The organism is Pseudomonas sp. EL_65y_Pfl2_R96 (assembly GCF_963970905.1).
In the GTDB taxonomy this organism is placed as follows: domain Bacteria; phylum Pseudomonadota; class Gammaproteobacteria; order Pseudomonadales; family Pseudomonadaceae; genus Aquipseudomonas.
The window spans coordinates 1-17,778 of sequence record NZ_CAXAQH010000031.1 but is presented as its reverse complement, the minus strand read 5'-3'; the positions used below and the strand labels follow the sequence as shown (position 1 = coordinate 17,778).

General features: G+C 56.1%; 22 protein-coding genes and 1 pseudogene. 6 read left to right on the top strand and 17 right to left on the bottom strand.

From position 1 onward, the window contains the following. Positions 1-181 precede the first annotated feature (181 nt). The 5 genes from AACY49_RS24435 to puuE all read right to left on the bottom strand — a co-directional run bounded on the left by AACY49_RS24435 (position 182) and on the right by puuE (position 4,701). The gene (locus AACY49_RS24435) at positions 182-1,483 is read right to left on the bottom strand and encodes a urate hydroxylase PuuD (protein WP_339526919.1); all 1,302 of its coding nucleotides are present in this window, start codon (positions 1,481-1,483) and stop codon (positions 182-184) included. A 52-nt stretch (positions 1,484-1,535) separates the two neighbouring features. After that, positions 1,536-2,039, bottom strand: a complete 504-nt coding sequence (locus AACY49_RS24430) for an ureidoglycolate lyase (protein ID WP_258700767.1) — start codon at positions 2,037-2,039, stop codon at positions 1,536-1,538. Positions 2,040-2,178: 139 nt separating this feature from the next. After that, positions 2,179-3,174: an allantoicase gene (gene alc, locus AACY49_RS24425; RefSeq protein WP_320391298.1), complete on the bottom strand. Its 996-nt coding sequence runs from the start codon at positions 3,172-3,174 to the stop codon at positions 2,179-2,181. An 88-nt stretch (positions 3,175-3,262) separates the two neighbouring features. Then, the gene (gene uraD, locus AACY49_RS24420) at positions 3,263-3,778 is read right to left on the bottom strand and encodes a 2-oxo-4-hydroxy-4-carboxy-5-ureidoimidazoline decarboxylase (RefSeq protein ID WP_339526916.1); all 516 of its coding nucleotides are present in this window, start codon (positions 3,776-3,778) and stop codon (positions 3,263-3,265) included. Next, on the bottom strand, positions 3,775-4,701 hold the full coding sequence (gene puuE / locus AACY49_RS24415) for an allantoinase PuuE (protein WP_339526914.1): 927 nt from the start codon (positions 4,699-4,701) through the stop codon (positions 3,775-3,777). Before puuE ends, uraD begins: the two co-directional genes overlap by 4 nt. 434 nt (positions 4,702-5,135) lie before the next feature. Here puuE and uraH point away from each other — a divergent pair, with 434 nt between their 5' ends. Beyond that, on the top strand, positions 5,136-5,489 hold the full coding sequence (uraH, locus tag AACY49_RS24410) for a hydroxyisourate hydrolase (protein WP_339526912.1): 354 nt from the start codon (positions 5,136-5,138) through the stop codon (positions 5,487-5,489). Positions 5,490-5,666: 177 nt separating this feature from the next. On the opposite strand, the gene AACY49_RS24405 is transcribed toward uraH, so the two are convergent. Next, on the bottom strand, positions 5,667-6,293 hold the full coding sequence (locus AACY49_RS24405) for a LysE family translocator (RefSeq protein ID WP_339526911.1): 627 nt from the start codon (positions 6,291-6,293) through the stop codon (positions 5,667-5,669). A gap of 72 nt (positions 6,294-6,365) precedes the next feature. Further along, positions 6,366-7,715, bottom strand: a complete 1,350-nt coding sequence (locus AACY49_RS24400) for an NCS2 family permease (protein ID WP_445262662.1) — start codon at positions 7,713-7,715, stop codon at positions 6,366-6,368. A gap of 271 nt (positions 7,716-7,986) precedes the next feature. Here AACY49_RS24400 and AACY49_RS24395 point away from each other — a divergent pair. Beyond that, positions 7,987-8,124: pseudogene (locus AACY49_RS24395) on the top strand (PLP-dependent aminotransferase family protein); the annotation flags it as partial. 200 nt (positions 8,125-8,324) lie between these two features. Here AACY49_RS24395 and AACY49_RS24390 read toward each other — a convergent pair. The 4 genes from AACY49_RS24390 to AACY49_RS24375 all read right to left on the bottom strand — a co-directional run bounded on the left by AACY49_RS24390 (position 8,325) and on the right by AACY49_RS24375 (position 10,412). Then, a complete protein-coding gene (locus AACY49_RS24390) occupies positions 8,325-8,696 on the bottom strand; it encodes a glutathione S-transferase N-terminal domain-containing protein (RefSeq protein ID WP_129436949.1) in 372 nt (123 codons plus the stop codon). Between the two features lie 102 nt (positions 8,697-8,798). Beyond that, complete coding sequence (gene folE, locus AACY49_RS24385) at positions 8,799-9,344, bottom strand: GTP cyclohydrolase I FolE (RefSeq protein ID WP_320394541.1); 546 nt, start codon at positions 9,342-9,344, stop codon at positions 8,799-8,801. Between the two features lie 22 nt (positions 9,345-9,366). Beyond that, entirely contained in the window at positions 9,367-10,188 is an 822-nt protein-coding gene (locus tag AACY49_RS24380) for a tyrosine-type recombinase/integrase (protein WP_339526981.1), read from the bottom strand. Beyond that, positions 10,188-10,412, bottom strand: a complete 225-nt coding sequence (locus tag AACY49_RS24375) for a phage tail-collar fiber domain-containing protein (RefSeq protein ID WP_339526909.1) — start codon at positions 10,410-10,412, stop codon at positions 10,188-10,190. The genes AACY49_RS24380 and AACY49_RS24375 overlap by 1 nt, the downstream gene beginning before the upstream one ends. A 419-nt stretch (positions 10,413-10,831) precedes the next feature. On the opposite strand from AACY49_RS24375, the gene AACY49_RS24370 reads away from it, so the two are divergent. Together AACY49_RS24370 and AACY49_RS24365 are read left to right on the top strand one after the other, a co-directional pair. Beyond that, positions 10,832-11,395, top strand: a complete 564-nt coding sequence (locus tag AACY49_RS24370; RefSeq protein WP_339526908.1) for a glycoside hydrolase family 19 protein — start codon at positions 10,832-10,834, stop codon at positions 11,393-11,395. Then, a complete protein-coding gene (locus AACY49_RS24365; RefSeq protein WP_339526907.1) occupies positions 11,377-11,925 on the top strand; it encodes a lysis system i-spanin subunit Rz in 549 nt (182 codons plus the stop codon). The genes AACY49_RS24370 and AACY49_RS24365 overlap by 19 nt, the downstream gene beginning before the upstream one ends. On the opposite strand, the gene AACY49_RS24360 is transcribed toward AACY49_RS24365, so the two are convergent. Then, a complete protein-coding gene (locus tag AACY49_RS24360) occupies positions 11,917-12,684 on the bottom strand; it encodes a hypothetical protein (protein ID WP_339526906.1) in 768 nt (255 codons plus the stop codon). The genes AACY49_RS24365 and AACY49_RS24360 overlap by 9 nt on opposite strands. 192 nt (positions 12,685-12,876) lie before the next feature. Here AACY49_RS24360 and AACY49_RS24355 point away from each other — a divergent pair, with 192 nt between their 5' ends. Then, positions 12,877-13,722 carry a DNA adenine methylase gene (locus AACY49_RS24355; RefSeq protein ID WP_339526904.1) on the top strand — a complete coding sequence of 282 codons (846 nt, stop codon included), beginning with the start codon at positions 12,877-12,879 and terminating at the stop codon, positions 13,720-13,722. 517 nt (positions 13,723-14,239) lie between these two features. On the opposite strand, the gene AACY49_RS24350 is transcribed toward AACY49_RS24355, so the two are convergent. Genes AACY49_RS24350 through AACY49_RS24340 form a run of 3 tightly spaced genes read right to left on the bottom strand, consistent with a single transcriptional unit; the run spans position 14,240 to position 15,946 of the window. Further along, entirely contained in the window at positions 14,240-14,611 is a 372-nt protein-coding gene (locus AACY49_RS24350) for a DUF7079 family protein (RefSeq protein ID WP_339526902.1), read from the bottom strand. Continuing rightward, positions 14,608-15,390: a hypothetical protein gene (locus AACY49_RS24345; protein ID WP_339526900.1), complete on the bottom strand. Its 783-nt coding sequence runs from the start codon at positions 15,388-15,390 to the stop codon at positions 14,608-14,610. The genes AACY49_RS24350 and AACY49_RS24345 overlap by 4 nt, the downstream gene beginning before the upstream one ends. A 10-nt stretch (positions 15,391-15,400) precedes the next feature. Further along, positions 15,401-15,946, bottom strand: a complete 546-nt coding sequence (locus tag AACY49_RS24340; RefSeq protein ID WP_339526898.1) for a PAAR domain-containing protein — start codon at positions 15,944-15,946, stop codon at positions 15,401-15,403. A gap of 674 nt (positions 15,947-16,620) precedes the next feature. On the opposite strand from AACY49_RS24340, the gene AACY49_RS24335 reads away from it, so the two are divergent. Then, positions 16,621-17,007, top strand: coding sequence for a hypothetical protein (locus tag AACY49_RS24335; protein WP_339526896.1), 387 nt, complete (start codon positions 16,621-16,623; stop codon positions 17,005-17,007). Positions 17,008-17,059: 52 nt separating this feature from the next. On the opposite strand, the gene AACY49_RS24330 is transcribed toward AACY49_RS24335, so the two are convergent. Further along, complete coding sequence (locus AACY49_RS24330; RefSeq protein ID WP_339526894.1) at positions 17,060-17,320, bottom strand: DUF6429 family protein; 261 nt, start codon at positions 17,318-17,320, stop codon at positions 17,060-17,062. A 69-nt stretch (positions 17,321-17,389) separates the two neighbouring features. Then, positions 17,390-17,778 (bottom strand): IS66 family transposase (locus tag AACY49_RS24325; RefSeq protein WP_339526892.1); only part of this gene is annotated, 389 nt, incomplete at its 5' end.

Sequence of the window (17,778 nt, the reverse complement as noted above, 5' to 3'; positions counted from 1 at the left end):
TCTGTTGCTCCCTCTTGTTTTTATTGTTTGAGGTGCACTGTGATAAGGGGGCTTGCCCTGATGTGAGGGCGAACCCCTCGTCACAGGTTCAGATCAATGCGGCCACTCGCGGGCAAGCCTCGCCCCTGCAAGGTCAATGCAAATCCTGTAGGAGGAGGCGTGCCCGCGAAGCTTTTGCTACTTAATGGGTCGCAGCTCCCTGAACAATCCACGCACCGATCAGGTCACGTTCCTGCTGGGTCATCTGGGTGATGTTGCCCAGTGGCATGATCTGGCTGGTGACGGCTTGAGCCTGAATGCGAGCGGCGTTTTGGCGGATCTGTTCTGGCGTGTCGAACATCACGCCGGCGGGTGCCGCACTGAACAGCGGGCTGGTGGGTTTGGCCGAGTGACAGACCGCGCAACGCTCCTGAATGACGCTGTGAACCTTGTCGAACGTCGGGCCCTGATTCGAGGCTTGGGCCGGTGCAGCGGCAGGTGCAGCGGGTTTTGCAGCTTCAGGTTTGGCACCACCGCCAAGGGCGGTTTCCGGCAGCGGCTGGTACTCGATAGTCCCAGGTGCCTTGGCCACTTCAGGCGCGCTGGACATCGGCGCCGGCCCCGTGACGTACGCCAGGCAAATCATGCCAACTGCCGCGACGGGCAGGGTCCAGGCAAATTTGTGGCTGTCATGACGGGTGTTGAAGTAGTGACGCACCAACACCGCCAGCACCGCGATCCCGGCCAGGATCAGCCAGTTGTATTGGCTGCCATAGGTGCTCGGGAAGTGGTTGCTGATCATGATGAACAGCACCGGCAAGGTGAAGTAGTTGTTGTGCCGCGAACGCAGCAAGCCTTTGGCTGGCAGCGTCGGATCGGGCGTGCGGTTCTCGGCAATCGCCGCCACCAGGGCGCGCTGGGCCGGCATGATGATGCGGAACACGTTGCCGACCATGATGGTGCCGATGATGGCGCCGACATGCAGGTACGCACCCCGACCGCTGAACACTTTGCTGAAGCCGTAAGCGGCGCCGATGATCAGCACGAACAGGATGAAGCCCAGCAGGGCAGGGCGTTTGCCCAGGGCCGAGTCGCAGAGGAAGGAGTAGATGAACCAGCCGATGAACAGCGAGCCGAGGCCGATGGCCACGCCTTCAGGGCCGCTCAAGGTGCTGCCCGGTGCCAGCAGGTACAGCGTCGGGTTGGAGTAGAACACCACGCACAGCAGCGCGACCCCCGACAGCCAGGTGAAATAGGCTTCCCATTTGAACCAGTGCAGGTTGTCCGGCATGGTCGGTGGAGCCAGTTTGTATTTTTCCAGGTGGTAGATGCCGCCGCCGTGGATCGCCCACAAATCGCCCGCCAGCCCGTTTTTCGGGTTGACCCGGTTGAGGTTGTTTTCCAGCCAGACGAAATAGAACGATGCACCGATCCAGGCCACGCCAGTGATCATGTGAACCCAGCGCACGCTCAGGTTCAGCCATTCCAACAGATGTGCTTCCACAGTCTTTACCTCTCGCCCGTCACTTTTGTTGTCAAGTGATCGGACTCTTCTCTTATTGGTGGGGGGCGAGGATCAAACACTCATCCTCTTTGAAAAAATGCTCATCGCAGTTGTTGCCTGTGCCACTGCGATCAACCACCAGGAAGTCATCCCGCTTTTCGATCGTCAGCACCGGGTGGTGCCAGACGCCGCGATGGTAATTAATGCCCTGCCTGCCGTTGGTGACGAAGGCGCGGACCAAGCCTGATACAGGTTCATCGCCAAGTGGCGCGACCACGATCAGAAAGGGGTTGCCGAGCAGCGGAATGAAAGCCTGACTGCCCAGCGGATGGCGCTCCAGCATGCGGACGGTCAGCGGCATGTCCTGCGCGTCGGCGCGGAAGATGCTGATGATCGCCTTGTCCTCTGGCGTGGCGGTTTCGACCACAGCCAGTTTGTGAAAGCGCATGGTCGAACCGTTGTTGATCATGAAGTGATCGCTACCGTCGGTTTCGATCACGTCACCGAAAGGGGCGAAGGCTTCTTTGGTCAGCGGTTCAATCGTCAATGTGCGCATGCTGGTCTTCTTAATCTTTTGAATTTGATCGTTCCCACGCTCTGCGTGGGAACGCCGCCATGGACGCTCCGCGTCCACTGTGACGCGGAGCGTCACGGTATGCATTCCCACGCAGAGCGTGGGAACGATCATCGCAATCTTACTTCGCGACCTTGCCCAAAACGCGCAGGCGGCTCACACCACCATCCGGGAACACATTCAGGCGGATGTGGGTGATCGGGCCCAGTGCCTTGATCTGCTCGGCGAAGGTGTGTTCGGCGTGCATTTCCAGCTTCTGGCTCGGCAGCAATTCGCGCCAGAACAGCGATTGGGTTTCGATCTGGCTGTCGGTGCCGCCTTTCACGAATGCACCCTGGATCGAGCACGTGTCCGGGTAGTTGCCCTTGAAGTGCAGGGTGTCGACGATGACTTTCTCGACCTCGCCGGCATGACCCAGTGCGACGATCACCCAGTCATTGCCCGGCGTGCGACGACGGGCGGTTTCCCAGCCATCGCCCATGTTGATGCCACGGCCCGGGTTGAGGATGTTGCTCATGCGGCCGAAGTGTTCGTCGGAGCAGGCGAGGGCGCGGCCACCGTTGAGGGCTGCGGCCAAGTCGATTTGCTCGTTGTCACCCACAGCGGACCAGTCGCGGTGCGGAATACCGTACACGCGCAGACGGGCCACGCCGCCATCCGGGTAGATGTTGAAGCGCAGGTGGCTGAACGCCCGGTCGTTGTTGATTTCGTGGTAGTGGTGGCTGTTGCCTTGCAGCTCGACGGCCGACAGCACTTCAGTCCACTGGGTGTTTTCGTCCGGCTCGCCCGAGGCCAGGAAGCACGCTTCCAGCGAGGCCGATGGTGGGTAGTTACCGGTGAAGAATGAAGTGTCGATGTCCACGCCCTTGATCGAACCCGGTACGCCCAGGCGGATCACCGCGCTGTCGTAGCCTTCGAAGCGCTTGCGGCGCGATTCCCAGCCGTCCATCCACTTGCCGTTGTCATCGAACACGCCCTCCTTCCACACGGCCGGGGTCGGCTGGAACAGACGGTTGGCGTCTGCGAACCAGTCATCGGTGACCGAGATGATTTTGGTGCCCAGGCGGGCGTCGGCCAGGTTGACGAACTTCTCGAAAGGTACGGCGTAAGCTTTCATTCTTCTTGTCTGCCTTTAAATAAGTTGGCTTGGGATGCTTGCAGGGCCCGGGGCGTTTTTTGCGTTCGTCAACGTCGGGCCAGGCTTGCTATAGGGTCAGTAATCGGAACAACGCGATCTTGTTGATCTGCGCCAGCGCGCATTTGAATTCGGTGTCGACCGAGTTGTGAATGCGCGTTTCGAACGCTGCGAGGATCTGATGCCGGTTGCTGCCTTTTACCGCCATGATGAAGGGAAACTTGAACTTGGCCTTGTAGGCGTCGTTCAGCTCGGTGAAGCGCTGGAACTCTTCGGCCGTGCATTGGTGAATACCCGCGCCAGACTGTTCTTCAGTGCTGGCTGCGGTAAGCTGGCCCTGGACGGCGGCTTTGCCGGCCAGGTCCGGGTGAGCGTTGATCAGGGCCAGTTGGCTTGTGTGATCAGCGCTCAACAAGATGTCGCTCATGCGCTGGTGCAGGGTTTCGATCTCATCGATCGAAGCGTCCTGGCCCAGGTCGAAGGCCTTCTCGGCCACCCATGGCGAGTGCTCGTAGATGTCGGCGAAGGCGGCGACAAACGCGTCGCGGCTCAGGGTCGAGGGCTTCAGGGTTTGGAAGTGGCTCATTTCGCGGCCCCTTGATACGGGTGGGTTTCGTGCCAGTGACGGGCGATGTCGACGCGACGGCTGAACCACACCTGTTCATGACTTTTAGCGTATTCGATAAAGCGTTTGAGCGAGGCCAGGCGCGCCGGGCGGCCAATCAGCCGGCAGTGCAGGCCGATCGACAACATTTTCGGTGCCTCGGCGCCTTCGGCATACAGCACGTCGAAGGCGTCTTTGAGGTATTCGAAAAAGTCGTCGCCCTTGTTGAAGCCCTGGACCTGGGTGAAGCGCATGTCGTTGGTGTCCAGGGTGTACGGAATCACCAGATGCGCCTTGCCGGTCGGGTTGTTCGGTTCCCAGTAGGGCAGGTCGTCGTCGTAGGTGTCACAGTCGTAGAGGAAACCGCCTTCTTCCATCACCAGCCGACGGGTATTCGGGCCGGTGCGGCCGGTGTACCAGCCCAACGGGCGCTCGCCGGTGATTTCGGTGAGGATGCGGATCGCTTCGAGCATGTGCTCGCGTTCCTGCGCTTCGTCCATGTACTGGTAATCGATCCAGCGATAGCCGTGGCTGCAGATTTCGTGGCCGGCCTCGACCATGGCACGGATCACGTCCGGATGGCGCTGGGCGGCCATGGCCACGGCGAAGATCGTCAGCGGGATGTCGAATTCCTTGAACAGTTTCAGAACCCGCCAGACGCCGGCACGGCTGCCATACTCGTAAAGGGATTCCATGCTCATGTTGCGCTCGCCTTGCAGCGGCTGCGCCGAGACCATTTCCGAAAGGAAGGCTTCGGACTCTTTATCGCCGTGAAGGATATTGCGCTCGCCACCTTCCTCGTAGTTGAGCACGAAGGACAAGGCGATGCGGGCATTGCCCGGCCAGTGTGGGTGAGGAGGGTTACTGCCGTAACCGATCAGGTCGCGTGGGTAGTCAGCGCTCACTGCAGTCTTCCTTCTTGTTCGTGTCGACTTGTTCAAGGTCAGGGTTGTGTGGCGGCCAGGCAGTGGGATGACAGGCTGGCGTCACAGCGATGGGTTGATTGTATACAACTTTATATTCACTTTGTAAGCCTGATTTTTTGCCTTTTTCACTGACTGCCCTCTTTGGAGGGTACTGCAAGAAACCTGCCTGACTGGTCAGCTAATGGATAGAAGGTCCGCTGATCTTATGGTTCGGTGCAAGATTCGCCGTCAAACCCTGAATGACGGCGATGGTGGTAAAAATGTCGTTTTTATTGTGTACAATTTTTTTGAAAAATGTCTTAATCAGTCGCTCGCCGCAACTTTTCGTGCTCCGAAACGGTGCGGCCTCCTTTTCAACTGACTTCGGGAGGCGCGAGGTCTGACTGCTCCACGCAGGCAGGCGCGCAGAATCAATGGGACGTTTGACTACACACGTTTTGGACGCTGCACACGGTTGCCCGGGCAGCTCGATCAAGGTCGAGCTGTACCGCGTTGAAGGTTCGCAGCTGGAACTGGTCGCCACGGCGCTCACCAATGGCGATGGCCGGGTCGACGCGCCGCTGCTGCAAGGCGATGACTATCGGTCCGGGGTCTATCAGCTTCAGTTTCACGCGGGCGATTACTACCGCGCCCGTGGTGTTCAGCTTCCAGAGCCTGCGTTCCTGGATGTGGTGGTGCTGCGGTTCGGTATCTCTGCCGAACAGGATCACTACCATGTGCCGTTGCTTATTTCGCCTTACAGCTATTCGACCTATAGAGGAAGCTAGGACTCTCCCCCCCAAGAATCCTGCGCATATAGCTTCTTTGGTCTTTTGCCCGCTCACACTGCGGGCTTTTTTTTGTCTGTAGATAATGTGGTGTTGCGAATGACGCCTTCGTGAGCAAGCCCGCTCCCACAGGAGTACGCATTCCAATGTGTGGGCTTGCTCGCGAAGCTTTTGCTTTTAGCGGCTCAATAACGACGCCGCACCGGCGCCACTGAACAACCCCGCACTGACCCGGTTAAACCAGCTCTGCCCCTTGCCACTGCGCAGATACCGCGCCGCGCCATGGGCACCGAGGCCATAAGCCAGCTTGCACAGCAGATCCAGCACCGTCCAGGTGGCAATCATCACCAGCAACTGCGGCAGGAACGGTTGCTCGGCGCTCAGAAACTGCGGCAGGAACGCGGCAAAGAACAAAATGTCTTTCGGGTTACTGGCGCCGAGCATGAACGCGCGCCCAAACAGCGCACGAAAGCGTGGCACCGGCGCAGCCTGAGGCACTTCAGCGCCTTGGGATGGCTGACGCGATTGCTGCCAGCTCTGCCAGGCGAGGTAGAACAGGTACAGCGCGCCAACGATTTTCAGGGCGCTGAACAGCTGTTCCGACGCCAGCAACAATGCGCCCAAGCCAAGCGCCGAAGCACTGAGCAGGCAGATCGACGCAATCACGCCGCCCAGAAACGCCGGGTAAGAACGGCGCAAACCGTAATTCAAGCTGTTGCTGATCATCAGCAAAGACAGTGGCCCCGGGATCAGGATCGCCACCAGCGCAGCGCCGCTGAACAGCAGCCAGGTTTCCAGACTCATCACTTTCCTCCCTATGTGCAAAAGCCCCACCCGACGGGGTGAGGCTGGTTTGAAACGGGTACCGCGTGACGCTTACAAGAAGATGAACTTGGCGATGAAGATCGCGCAGAGCACCCACAGGCTGACGGAAATTTCCTTGTACTTGCCGGTGCCAGCCTTCAGCGTCACGTAAGTGATAAAGCCCAGCGCAATGCCGTCGGCGACCGAGAAGGTCAGCGGCATCATGATCGCGGTGACGATCGCCGGAATGCTGTCGGTCGCTTCGTCCCATTCGATATGAGCCATGCCGCCCATCATCAGCATCGCCACATAAATCAGCGCACCGGCGGTGGCGTAAGCGGGAATCATGCCAGCCAGCGGTGCGAAAAACATCGCGGCAATAAATAGCACACCTACGGTCACAGCGGTAAGACCAGTCCGACCACCAGCGGCTACGCCAGCGGCACTTTCCACGTAGCTGGTAACTGGCGGAACACCGACCATGGCGCCGAAGACGCTAGAGGCGCTGTCGGCTTTCATGGCGCGGGACAGGTTTTCGATCCGGCCGTCAGCGTTCACCAGATTGGCGCGCTGGGCAACGCCCATCAAGGTGCCGGCAGTGTCGAACATGTGCACGAAGAGGAAGGCCAGCACCACGCTGATCATGCTGACGTTGAATACGCCGGCGATGTTCATGGCCATCCAGGTCGGGGCCAGACTCGGTGGCGCCGACATGATGCCCTCGTAATGCACCAGGCCCAGGCCCCAGCCGGCCAGGGTCACGGTGATGATGCTGATGAGGATCGCGCCGAACACTTTGTGGTAGCTGAGCACGGCAATCATCAGGAAGCAGATGGCAGCCAGTAGTGGGCCAGGTTCGCGCAGGGAGCCGAGTTTGATCAGGGTTGCCGGACTATCGACGACGATGCCTGCGGTTTTCAAGCCGATCAGCCCCAGGAACAGGCCCACGCCGGCGCCCATGGCAAAGCGCAAACTCACTGGAATGCTGTTGAGCAGCCATTCACGGATCCGGGAGAAGGTCAGGAACATGAACAACACACCGGACACGAACACCGCGCCGAGAGCGGTTTCCCAGTTGTAGCCCATGGTGCCGACCACGGTGTAGGTGAAGAACGCGTTCAGGCCCATGCCCGGTGCCAGGCCGACCGGCCAGTTGGCGTACAGCCCCATCAGCAGGCAACCCAGCGCGGCGGCGATGCAGGTGGCGACGAACGCGGCACCGTGATCGATCCCGGCGTCGGCCATGATGTTGGGGTTGACGAAGATGATGTAAGCCATGGTGATGAAGGTTGTCAGGCCGGCGATCAGCTCGGTCTTCACCGTGGTGCCGTGCAAGCTGAGTTTGAAGATGCGCTCCAGCCAGCCATTGCGTAATGGCGGCGAGAGTTCCAGCGTCGAGGCTTCGGATTTGCGGCTTTCCACAGCGAGTACTCCTCAAGAGTTTTATTGTTATTTCCAGGGCCGGACCCATGAGGGTGGCAGCGACCCTTTGAGGTACTTGCGAATTTGTTGACTTGTTGGTCAGGAACTCGCACGAAGCGAATTATGCTTTTGTATACAAATAATGCAAATAATGTTTTTGATTTTGTGGACGAAAAGTTTGGCAATAGGGATATATCGCCAGGAAGGACGCCTTCGCGGGCAAGCCTCGCTCCTGCAGGGTATGTGTACGACTGTAGGAGCGAGGCTTGCCCCATTTTTCCCTGAGCCGGACAATAACCCCGGTCATCTGCGGCTGAACTTCAGTCACATCGACCCGGCGCATCTGGACGAAGGGTTCAAGCGTTTGGCGGCGGTGGTGCGTCAGGCACAGGCGGCAGAAGCAGCTTGAGGGGAGGGCGTAAACAAATAAACCGGCCTATGGGCCGGTTTATTTTTGTCTGAAGTTTGTGGCGGTTGGTCTGGCCTCATCGCGGGCAAGCCTCGCTCCCACCAGTGGATCTGTCTTAAACACAGATCCCATTTACTCTACAAATCCCTGTGGGAGCGGGCTTGCCCGCGATGGCGCCGGTCGAAGCACCACAAAAACCATCAGGCCGCAGCAAACCGCTTATCCAGATAATCAATGATCACCTTGGACTCATACATCCAGGTAGTCTGGCCATTCTCTTCGATGCGCAGGCACGGCACCTTGATCTTGCCACCTTGCTCCAGCAGGGCCTGGCGATCCTGTTCGTTGTTCTTGGCATCGCGCAAGGCCACTGGAACGTTCAGGCGACGCAGGGTGCGGCGGGTTTTCACGCAGAACGGGCAGGCGTGGAACTGATACAGGGTCAGGTCCTTGGCGGCCGTTTCGACCTGAGCCTGAGCGGCGGCGGGGCGCTGCTTCTTGCCTGGACGAGTAATGAAGTCGATGAAGATGATCAGTTGGCCGAGGCCGACACGAAGCGCTTTTACGAACACGGTATAAGCCTCTCAGGGGCAAACAGAAGGCGCGCAGCTTACCTGATTTTTCACGGGCGAAAAAAAACCGGCGATGAGTGCCGGTTTTCTTCGTGCTGCGCGTTACTTGATCAGGCTGAGAAACTCGCTGCGGGTGGCTGCGTTTTCGCGGAACTCGCCGAGCATCACCGAGGTGATCATCGTCGAATTCTGTTTCTCCACACCGCGCATCATCATGCACATGTGCTTGGCCTCGATCACCACCGCCACGCCCAGTGCGCCGGTGACTTGCTGGACCGCATCGGCGATCTGGCGGCTGAGGTTTTCCTGGATCTGCAGGCGGCGGGCGTACATATCGACGATGCGCGCGACTTTCGACAGCCCCAGGACCTTGCCGCTCGGAATGTAGGCAACGTGGGCCTTGCCGATGAACGGCAGCAGATGGTGCTCGCACAACGAGTAGAGCTCGATGTCCTTGACCAGCACCATCTCGCTGTTGTCGGAGCTGAACAAGGCACCGTTGGTGACCTCTTCCAGTGTCTGTTCATAACCGCGGCAGAGGTACTGCATGGCTTTGGCGGCACGTTTTGGCGTGTCGAGCAGGCCCTCGCGGGAGGCGTCCTCGCCCAATTGGCCGAGAATCTCGGTGTAATTCTGTTCCAGTGTCACAGAGGCTGATTCCATAAGGGTTTCAGAGGGGTACTGTTTCTGCCTGTACCAATTTTGTACCAATCCAGCTGTTTTCGAGCTTCCCGAGTTCACCCCAGTCGGTGCTGGAGTTTATCCATCGGGCGTAGGTCGATAGCAGCATCTGAACGCTATGACCGAGCTGAGTGGCAATAAACGCAGGGTTCATCCCCGCCATGAGGCACATGGTAGCGTATGTGTGTCGGCAGTTGTATTGCCGGCGGGCGCGAAGCTTCAAATCGGTCAGCGCCACCTGGAAGTGTTTGTCGGTCACACTCGACTGCTGGATGAGCTCGAAGTTCTTGGTCGGCGGGAACACAAACGACGACTTTGCCTGCTTCCGGCGGCTCTGCTGTGTGCGTTGTTTGGCCATGTGCTCGGCTTGTTCTATGGCATGCAAAGCGCGACTGTTGAGCATGACCTGGCGGATATTGCGGGTTTTGGTCCGCTCCTCGATCTTGTAGTCCGCGACGATCCGACACACGTTCACCAGGCGCTTCTCTTTGTCGACCTCCTCCCAGCGCAACGCCGCCATTTCACTCAGGCGCATGCCGGTATAGAAGGCGAACTCGAAGTACGCCGCGTAGATGCGCATCGAATGGGTCAGCGACTTATATAGGTGATCGATGATCTTGTTCGCCTCGCCCACCGTGAAGGGGTTGATCGGCTTCTTGGCTTTCGCCGGCAGTTCGAGGGACTCGACCGGGTTGCGGGTGATCAGCCCGTCTTTCACCGCCGTACCAAGCACCGTGGTCAGGCGCTGGATCGCTGAGCGCTTCACCCCCGGTGAAGGCCATTCGGTGTTCGCTACAACCTTGCGCAGCATCACCGAGGTGATGCTGTCGACACGCGCAGTTGATTGAGCTGGGCGCGATGAACCTGATGGATCAGCGCCGTCTGCGTGGGACTTGGAACTGGATCGGTGCCGTTTGCATCACCGATCGACAAATACTTGGGCTCCCAGGGAATCCCCAGCGCGTCACAGTTGGTTTTCTTCGCCGCCCCCAGAGTCGTGAGCATGCCGCCAAAAAGAGTGTTCGTATCAACCATGGGGGTACACGTCCAATTCGTCGAGTATGTAATTGCTGACGCCCTTGTAACCCTGAATCACCACGTCGATAAGCAGTAGCGCAGCGTTACTGAGTTAAGAGTCGTACGAATAGATTCTGCTGTGCGTAAATCGCACGAGTTCGGTGGCAGGGCGTTTTGTTTTTCGTTAGCTTTTCTGAAGACCAACCAGAAAGGTAGCTCGTAATGCTTGGAAGACTGTACCTGTCATTTTATCTCGTGCCATTGCTCCTGTGCGCAGCCTTGGTTTACCCGCCATTTATTGAGAGGCAGAACGCTAAATCAGAGTGCGTACATGAAATGATCCGTCACCCTACCACCTCGAAATGTACCTTCTGATCGGGAAGGTCTATTAACCGAAAAGCCCGCGCAAAGCGGGCTTTTTTGCATTTGGAGCATCTATGCAGATAACGACCCAGCAGATCCAATTCATCATGCCCAACGCCCGCCGCCAAGCGGGCGTTTTTGTATCCGCCCTAAACACAGCGATGGCTCATCGGCAAATCAACACCCCCCAGCGCCAAGCCGCGCTCCTGGCTCAGGTCGGGCACGAATCCGGCCAGTTGCAGTACGTCCGCGAACTGGGGGGCGATCAGTACCTGAGCAAGTACGACACCGGTAATCTGGCCACGAAACTGGGCAATACGCCCGAGCCGGATGGTGACGGTCAGCGCTATCGCGGTCGTGGCCTGATCCAGATCACTGGTCGCAGCAACTACCTGCGCTGCAGCCTGGCGCTGTTCGGCGACGAACGATTGCTGCGCACCCCGGAGCTGATGGAGCTGCCGCAATGGGCTGCCGAGTCGGCCGCGTGGTTTTGGTGGGGTCGTGAGCTGAACGCCCTGGCGGATCGGGATGAATTCAATGCGATCACCCGCCAAATCAACGGCGGACTCAACGGCCTGAAGGATCGGCTGGAGTTGTGGGCTCGGGCGAGGGCGGTGCTATGCGTCTCGTCGACCTGATCCCGGCACCGTATCGGCTGTTGGCCCAAGGCGTGCTGCTGGCCGCATTGGCCGGCGGATCTGCCGCGTTAGCGTGGCAGGTTCAGGACTGGCGCTACGGCCGGGAGCTGGACCAACAAGCCCGCCTGCAGGCGGAAAGTCTCAATCAACAAACACTGGCCGCTGCAGCGCAACAACAGGCTGAGCAGGCCAAGCGCCTGGCCCTGGAGCAGCAGCTCTCCGCCAGCGAACAAACCCATTACCGAGTTCTGAGCGATGCCCAACGTGATCAAGGTCGCCTGCGCGACCGTCTTGCCACTGCTGATCTGCGCCTGTCAGTCCTACTCGACACCACCCAGTCGGCCAGCAGCGGCTCAATGTCAGCCACCCCCTCAACCAGCGGCGTGGTTCATGGCCCCACAAGAGCCCAACTTGACCCGGCGCATGCTCAACGAATTATCGGCATCACCGATGCCGGCGACCAAGGACTGATCGCCCTATCTGCGTGTCAAAATTACATAAAGTTAGTAATCGAGGAAAAATCATTGTGAGTTGCCGGAAGATGCAGCGCTTCTTTTGGGGGTTTCTAGTACATTTGCGATGCTCACAATGTGGTTGTCTCTGTTTGCGATCTTATACAGTTCGCGTCGTTGCAATATATAGGTATATTGTGGCGAAGCAAAAATAGTTTCTCCCGAGACAGAGACTCCTTCTTTGGTTTTCATCGAGAGGCTGACTTTAAGTTTTTGCGTTGGGTCAATGCTGTTTTGTTTGTCGAAGAGTTTGTTGGCTCTTTCTTCACCTCTGTGGAGTCCAACCAAAGGGATTATCAGTACTATAAAGGCGAGATAACCAATCATCATGGCAGCTACGGTTTTGTCAATACGATCTCTGTTCTTAAAAAAAATCGATACGGGAAACAAAAAGATACAAGTCATCACGATCAGTATTGCTAGGGCGCCTAGAAGAGAGTGATCTGCGGCTGCGTTGAAAGAGGTAACTATAATTTCTATGTAACCTTGAAAAAGTAAGGTGGATAAGCTCAGGTCTAACTCATTTGTACTTATTCCAAACGCTTGCAGATACCCCGTGAAGTCTACATACCCCATAATCGCGAGACAGCTGTTGAGTACTACCGCTGTGAACGCCAGTACTTTCAATGAAAGATCAAAATTTAATTCTTTTCCAGGCGGTTTTTGCGGAGTGCCGAATGATGAGGTTTGAGCGTTATCTTTCTCTTGGCAAGATAGTTGCTGATTTACAATCTCAACTTTTACAATTTTTTCACTTCGTTGCCAAAATCGCTTCATGCTCATGAACTCCCTGATTGGTTGCCCGAATAATCCGTTCTAAAAAAGGAGCGACGGGTAGGATGCGTCAACATCCACCCCGTCGCCTCACCTGCAGATTGCCCCTGCAAGTCCAGCCAAGGCTCCTGCTTCGTGCACAAAGCGCGGCGAGCCTAGCGCCTGTTTATTCATACAGTAAAGGTCTTGCATTTCATGTCTACACCCATAATCCCTTGGATGGGCGGCAAACGCCGCCTGGCCGACCGCCTCATCCCGCTCTTCCCACCGCACGAATGCTACGTCGAAGTCTTTGCCGGCGTTGCCGCGCTGTACTTCATGCGGCCTCAGGCCGCGCCGGTTGAAGTCCTCAACGACATCAACGGCGACCTGGTCACTCTGTATCGCGTCGTGCAGAACCACTTGGAAGAATTCGTGCGCCAATTCAAATGGGCGCTCAGCTCACGCCAAGTATTTGAGTGGCAGAAGATGACCCGCCCCGAAACCCTCACCGACATCCAGCGTGCCGCCCGATTCTTCTACCTGCAGCACCATGCCTTCGCCGGCAAGGTTACCGGGCAAACGTTCGGCACTGCCATCACCGGCCCGACGATCAACCTGCTGCGGATTGAAGAAAACCTCTCGGCTGCTTGGCAACGCTTGTCCGGCACCTACGTCGAAAACCTCCCTTGGCTTGAATGCGCTGAACGCTATGACCGTGCTCATACCTTCCATTACATGGACCCGCCTTACTGGCAGACCGCCGGCTACGGCGTGGACTTTCCGTTCGAGAACTATGAGCGCATGGCCGACTTCATGCGCCGCTGTAAAGGCAAGGTGATGGTCAGCATCAACGATCACCCGGACATTCGGCGGGTGTTCGAAGGCTTCCACTTCGAAACCTTGGACATTCGCTACAGCAACACCAACCAACGTCAGGGGAAGGCTGAGGTGAGCGGCGAGTTGGTGATCATGAATTGGGAGCTGGCTGAATTAGGAGGGCTATTATTGACTTGGGGGACCCTATTGGGAACGGTCCATATTGTTCAGGCCAACTGCTGAGGTTCATTGATTTACCCCTCGCTGGCCAAAGTAGCGCTCATTGAGAGTGGGCATCGGGGACTGCATTCGAAACTCGTGATCGTTGAGGGGCGACCGTCACTGCTGAAGTCCGATGCCTAAGCTTGGTCGAAATTCATGAGGACAAGTCATTATATTTGCTGGTTGCATGTACAGTAGTTTGGGCGCGATTATCATGGCGTGGGCAAAGCGACGCGCGGGGGTATCCGACAAATACTTCCATGCACTCCCATTGTTTGAGTACCTAGAGTTTTAATTTACTTGAACCTCTCTAGGAACTGCAACCACTTATTGGTGGTCGCAGTTTTTTAATGCCTATATCCGAAAGAAAGGTCATGCCCAATGTAGTGGATTGATCGCTATCGACTCATGAAGGTCATTGCCGAATGTCTGCTTTGAGTTGAACGCGACTAAACAGTTCTCATTTTGTTTGCGGCTGCTGGCTTTCTATTACTTGCCCGGCGCATGCTCAACGAATTATCGGTATCACCGATGCTGTTTATGTAGGAAGGGTGGGTTTGTTTTTGTTGTAGTGCTTGGCTATTTCTGCCCATATATATTTGTATCTGAACTTGAGCCAGCGAATTAGCAGTCTATCCTTCTGCTGCCTGAAGTAGTTTTTTTTTCGAGCCTCCAAGGTCTTTTTTATGTCAGCTTCCAAATTTTCCAAGTTGAAAGCTGACCATATCATGGGTATTACTGATTCAAGGTTTGTATGACAGACGGGGGCTACTTCATGATAAAGAATTCTCTTGATCTCTTCTGGATCGTAGTCCTCGGTCTCGCGTGCAATGGCTTCATAGTCAACCTCGGTATCGACAAACGCATCGGATAATGCCCAGTAGACATAGGACCGTTCCTCGTCGGTCATCGAACGCCCCATGTTAGGAACTCCTCCAGCTCATCGTCAATGCTGTCCGCTGCGATTTCGCCAAGAATACCTCCGGCTACGCTGCCCGCCAACACTACAGCAATGGCGCAAACCGGAGCGGCGGGGCCGCACAGCATCGACACGCTTAGGCCGGCCAATGCGCCTCCGGCAGCACCACCGCCCAGAATGATGCCCTGGCGTCCGGTTTCCTTGGTTTTGTTATCGGCTTTATAGATTTCAGACGCTGCAAAGGCTGCGGTCACGATCCAGGCAACTTTCCCAGTCACTTTCATGATCTTTGTGCCGCGAGTAACCTTGGGATTATCTACACCGGACTTCTTCAAAATCAGGTAGTGGACTTTGGACTTCTCTAAATCGGTTAAAAGGTCGAATTTCTTTTTGTAAAGTGAGTGAGCGTACTTGTCCAAAGTGGTTTGCAATGTGGGGCCGTTGAGCTTGATATTTTCCGCAACAGCGACGCCTTGGGCGGATGTGAATTTTCGATGCTCGGTCATGATGTTGTTACGCATTTCCTGACAATACGCTACGCCATCTTTAGCGCTGATCTTGCCTGCCATGACCTCAGCTTCAACCAGTCGAGACATCTCTTGAATTTTGCTTTGGTACTTCAAGCGGGTTTTGGCGTCCTTTATAGCATCGGTAGCAAAGCGCGCTGCTGCGCCTTCCATGCCGGCAATCGCCATTTCCAAAGGTGAGCTGTGAAGGTCATGCTCTCTTTTTAAAATGTAGCTGCCCGTAATGACCATTGGTTCTGTCACGAGATGATCCTTATCTCTGGATTTTACTGAGGATGCTATCGAGGATTGAAATACCGTCTGAGGCATCTTCAGTGCCGTAATCGATGGCGGTACAGGCATTGCCTGTGGGGTTTGAAAATTTTACGGTGTTTTTTGCATCAAACACGCCTTGCATCACGGATCCGTCTTCGAAGTGTGCAACGCAGGATAGCCCTTCATAGCTCTCTACGACCGGAATTTTAAAGCCGATCCAGTTCCCATGGATGGTCATAGGGGCAGGCGGAATGAACGGTGCCGGTGTATGGGAATCACCGATGATGACCGTACCCGAGCCGCCGATCACGACGTCGCCATGGGTGCCGACAGTACCGACCAGTGCAGCATTCTTGCCATTGATGAGCACCGTAGCTGATACGTCCGACGCTAAAGCGCTGCCACAGGTACAGGTATCGCCTTTGGTCGCGGCTGCAAGTCCGTCGAAGAACACGTCGGGAGAACCGGAGGCGATCACTTTGGGGCCGTGCCCTGGCAGGGGACAACCGGTGGGGTCGGTGATGCGTGCGGCTGGTTTTGCCATGTTTTGACTTGCTGTCAACGAATTTACCAAGGCGACTGTATCAGACTTGCTTTGAAAGGTGACTCACGGCTTGGCGCTTGAGCGTGCGTATCGGCTACAGCAGGCCGAGTTTTCCGGGTAGAAAAACCTGTCCTTTAGGTAGGGTAGATGGCGGAATGCAAGCATTGAGTTGCGTTATTCCAAAAAGATATTTTTGCTGGCTACGGAATGACTATGCTCTGAACAATGAGTAATCCAATAAATTAGGTGTTAGAAAGTAAATGAACGAGCCCCATGAAAGACAGGACACCAACTCCCTGTTAAATTGATGCTGCCGCCAAGCGCCTGGTTCTCCCTCAGCATAGCGGGAATAACATCTTTCCGGATTGAAGAGAGCAGACAATGCAGCGGGAGGAATTGGCTTTCCATGATTCTGTACGCAAAAGGGCGGTGTGCCATCCCCGGTCAATATGACATTAATTGGACGCTGTAAGTGGTCGTGGCGCACGGCGTTGCCAATCAGATTCGAGAAAACCGCGCCATGCGTGAGGGGTCGTACTGACCGATTACCGAAGGTGAGGAGATAAGCGAGGGCACCGTCTGTCAGTGGCGCAGAGCTCTGAGCTTGATATCAGGCGGCCCTGGACTAGAGTTCGCCGTGCTGTAAGGAAGTTCAACTTATAAGGAGATGAGTCATGCTTGATGAACAAGATTCGATTGATCCGCGCGAATCCTTTACTGCTGCAGCGCAAGCAGATCTGGATGGATTCACTTTCTTAGGCAACGGTCGTTGCGAAATCAAAAACAAAGAAGGAGAGAGGGCAGGCATCAACTTCGTTGAGTCTGCAATTCAGCAGTACAAATCCTTCAAGCTGGTTTCGGCTGGCGGGTCGGGAACCTTCATGGTTCGACTGGATTACGCCGGCGGTAGCGACAAGAACCTTCACTACGTTGAAGTGACACCCAACGCTTCCTCTGAGTCGTTCAACATCCGTAATGTCTCGATGAACAACCTTAGAGGTCTCTTCCCAGCCGGCAAGAGCTCGACCAATCTGAACTTTGCTGTTTATGGTCGGCCTTGATTTAGCGTATGCGATCCATAAACCCCACCTACCGGATGGCCGGGGTATGAAGTCAGGTATCCGAGTCGGATACATGCTCCCCTTGGGTTCCTACCCCAAACAACCGGTCGGCTATCTGCCGACCTCGCTCCAGCCCTTCAGCCGTTAACCAAATCGATTTGTTCTTGTTCACCGGATTACTGATGAAACCCTGTTCATGTAATCGGCTCATGGTCTCGAAGTCGAACCCTTTCCAAGCATTGCCGTTATCAAAGCTGAAGGTTGCCAACAGGGCAAGCACGGCTTCTTCAATCAGTTTATCGTCGTATTCCATGATCGTTGCTCCGCTCGTATTCTTTAAGCTCACCGTAAACCCTACCAGCCAGCAAGATGGATAGCGCGTTTAACTACGCGATACCGGCGAGCAGTTCCAGGGCAGTAAAGCTTCGTAATCCTCAACCGAAGAAGCCGTCGGCAGGCGCTCAAGTGCGTGGCGCAGCCACGCATAGGGCTCTTGGCCGTTGGCTTTGGCGGTCTCGACCAAGCTGTAAAGTTGGGCACTAGCCGTCGCACCTTTGGGCGTGTCGCTGAACAACCAGTTCTTTCTTCCGATCACGAAGGGCCTGATGGCTCTTTCGGCAGGGTTGTTGTCGATTGGCAAATAGCCTTCCTCGACGTACCGTTCAAGTTTGTTCCAGTTGCTCGCCAGGTAGCTGATGGCTTTGCCCAGGGCGTTTTGAGCGGTGACCTGGGGTTGGGTCTTTTCCATCCAGCTTTTCAACTGAGCCAGCA

Excerpts from the sequence above, each read along its gene's own strand:
- AACY49_RS24430 (WP_258700767.1), bottom strand. The coding sequence starts at position 2,039 with ATGCGCACATTGACGATTGAACCGCTGACCAAAGAAGCCTTCGCCCCT.
- alc (WP_320391298.1), bottom strand. The coding sequence starts at position 3,174 with ATGAAAGCTTACGCCGTACCTTTCGAGAAGTTCGTCAACCTGGCCGAC.
- uraD (WP_339526916.1), bottom strand. The coding sequence starts at position 3,778 with ATGAGCCACTTCCAAACCCTGAAGCCCTCGACCCTGAGCCGCGACGCG.
- uraH (WP_339526912.1), top strand. The coding sequence starts at position 5,136 with ATGGGACGTTTGACTACACACGTTTTGGACGCTGCACACGGTTGCCCG.
- AACY49_RS24405 (WP_339526911.1), bottom strand. The coding sequence starts at position 6,293 with ATGAGTCTGGAAACCTGGCTGCTGTTCAGCGGCGCTGCGCTGGTGGCG.
- AACY49_RS24380 (WP_339526981.1), bottom strand. The coding sequence starts at position 10,188 with ATGCTGCGCAAGGTTGTAGCGAACACCGAATGGCCTTCACCGGGGGTG.
- AACY49_RS24375 (WP_339526909.1), bottom strand. The coding sequence starts at position 10,412 with ATGGTTGATACGAACACTCTTTTTGGCGGCATGCTCACGACTCTGGGG.
- AACY49_RS24370 (WP_339526908.1), top strand. The coding sequence starts at position 10,832 with ATGCAGATAACGACCCAGCAGATCCAATTCATCATGCCCAACGCCCGC.
- AACY49_RS24365 (WP_339526907.1), top strand. The coding sequence starts at position 11,377 with ATGCGTCTCGTCGACCTGATCCCGGCACCGTATCGGCTGTTGGCCCAA.
- AACY49_RS24360 (WP_339526906.1), bottom strand. The coding sequence starts at position 12,684 with ATGAAGCGATTTTGGCAACGAAGTGAAAAAATTGTAAAAGTTGAGATT.
- AACY49_RS24355 (WP_339526904.1), top strand. The coding sequence starts at position 12,877 with ATGTCTACACCCATAATCCCTTGGATGGGCGGCAAACGCCGCCTGGCC.
- AACY49_RS24350 (WP_339526902.1), bottom strand. The coding sequence starts at position 14,611 with ATGACCGACGAGGAACGGTCCTATGTCTACTGGGCATTATCCGATGCG.
- AACY49_RS24340 (WP_339526898.1), bottom strand. The coding sequence starts at position 15,946 with ATGGCAAAACCAGCCGCACGCATCACCGACCCCACCGGTTGTCCCCTG.
- AACY49_RS24335 (WP_339526896.1), top strand. The coding sequence starts at position 16,621 with ATGCTTGATGAACAAGATTCGATTGATCCGCGCGAATCCTTTACTGCT.
- AACY49_RS24330 (WP_339526894.1), bottom strand. The coding sequence starts at position 17,320 with ATGGAATACGACGATAAACTGATTGAAGAAGCCGTGCTTGCCCTGTTG.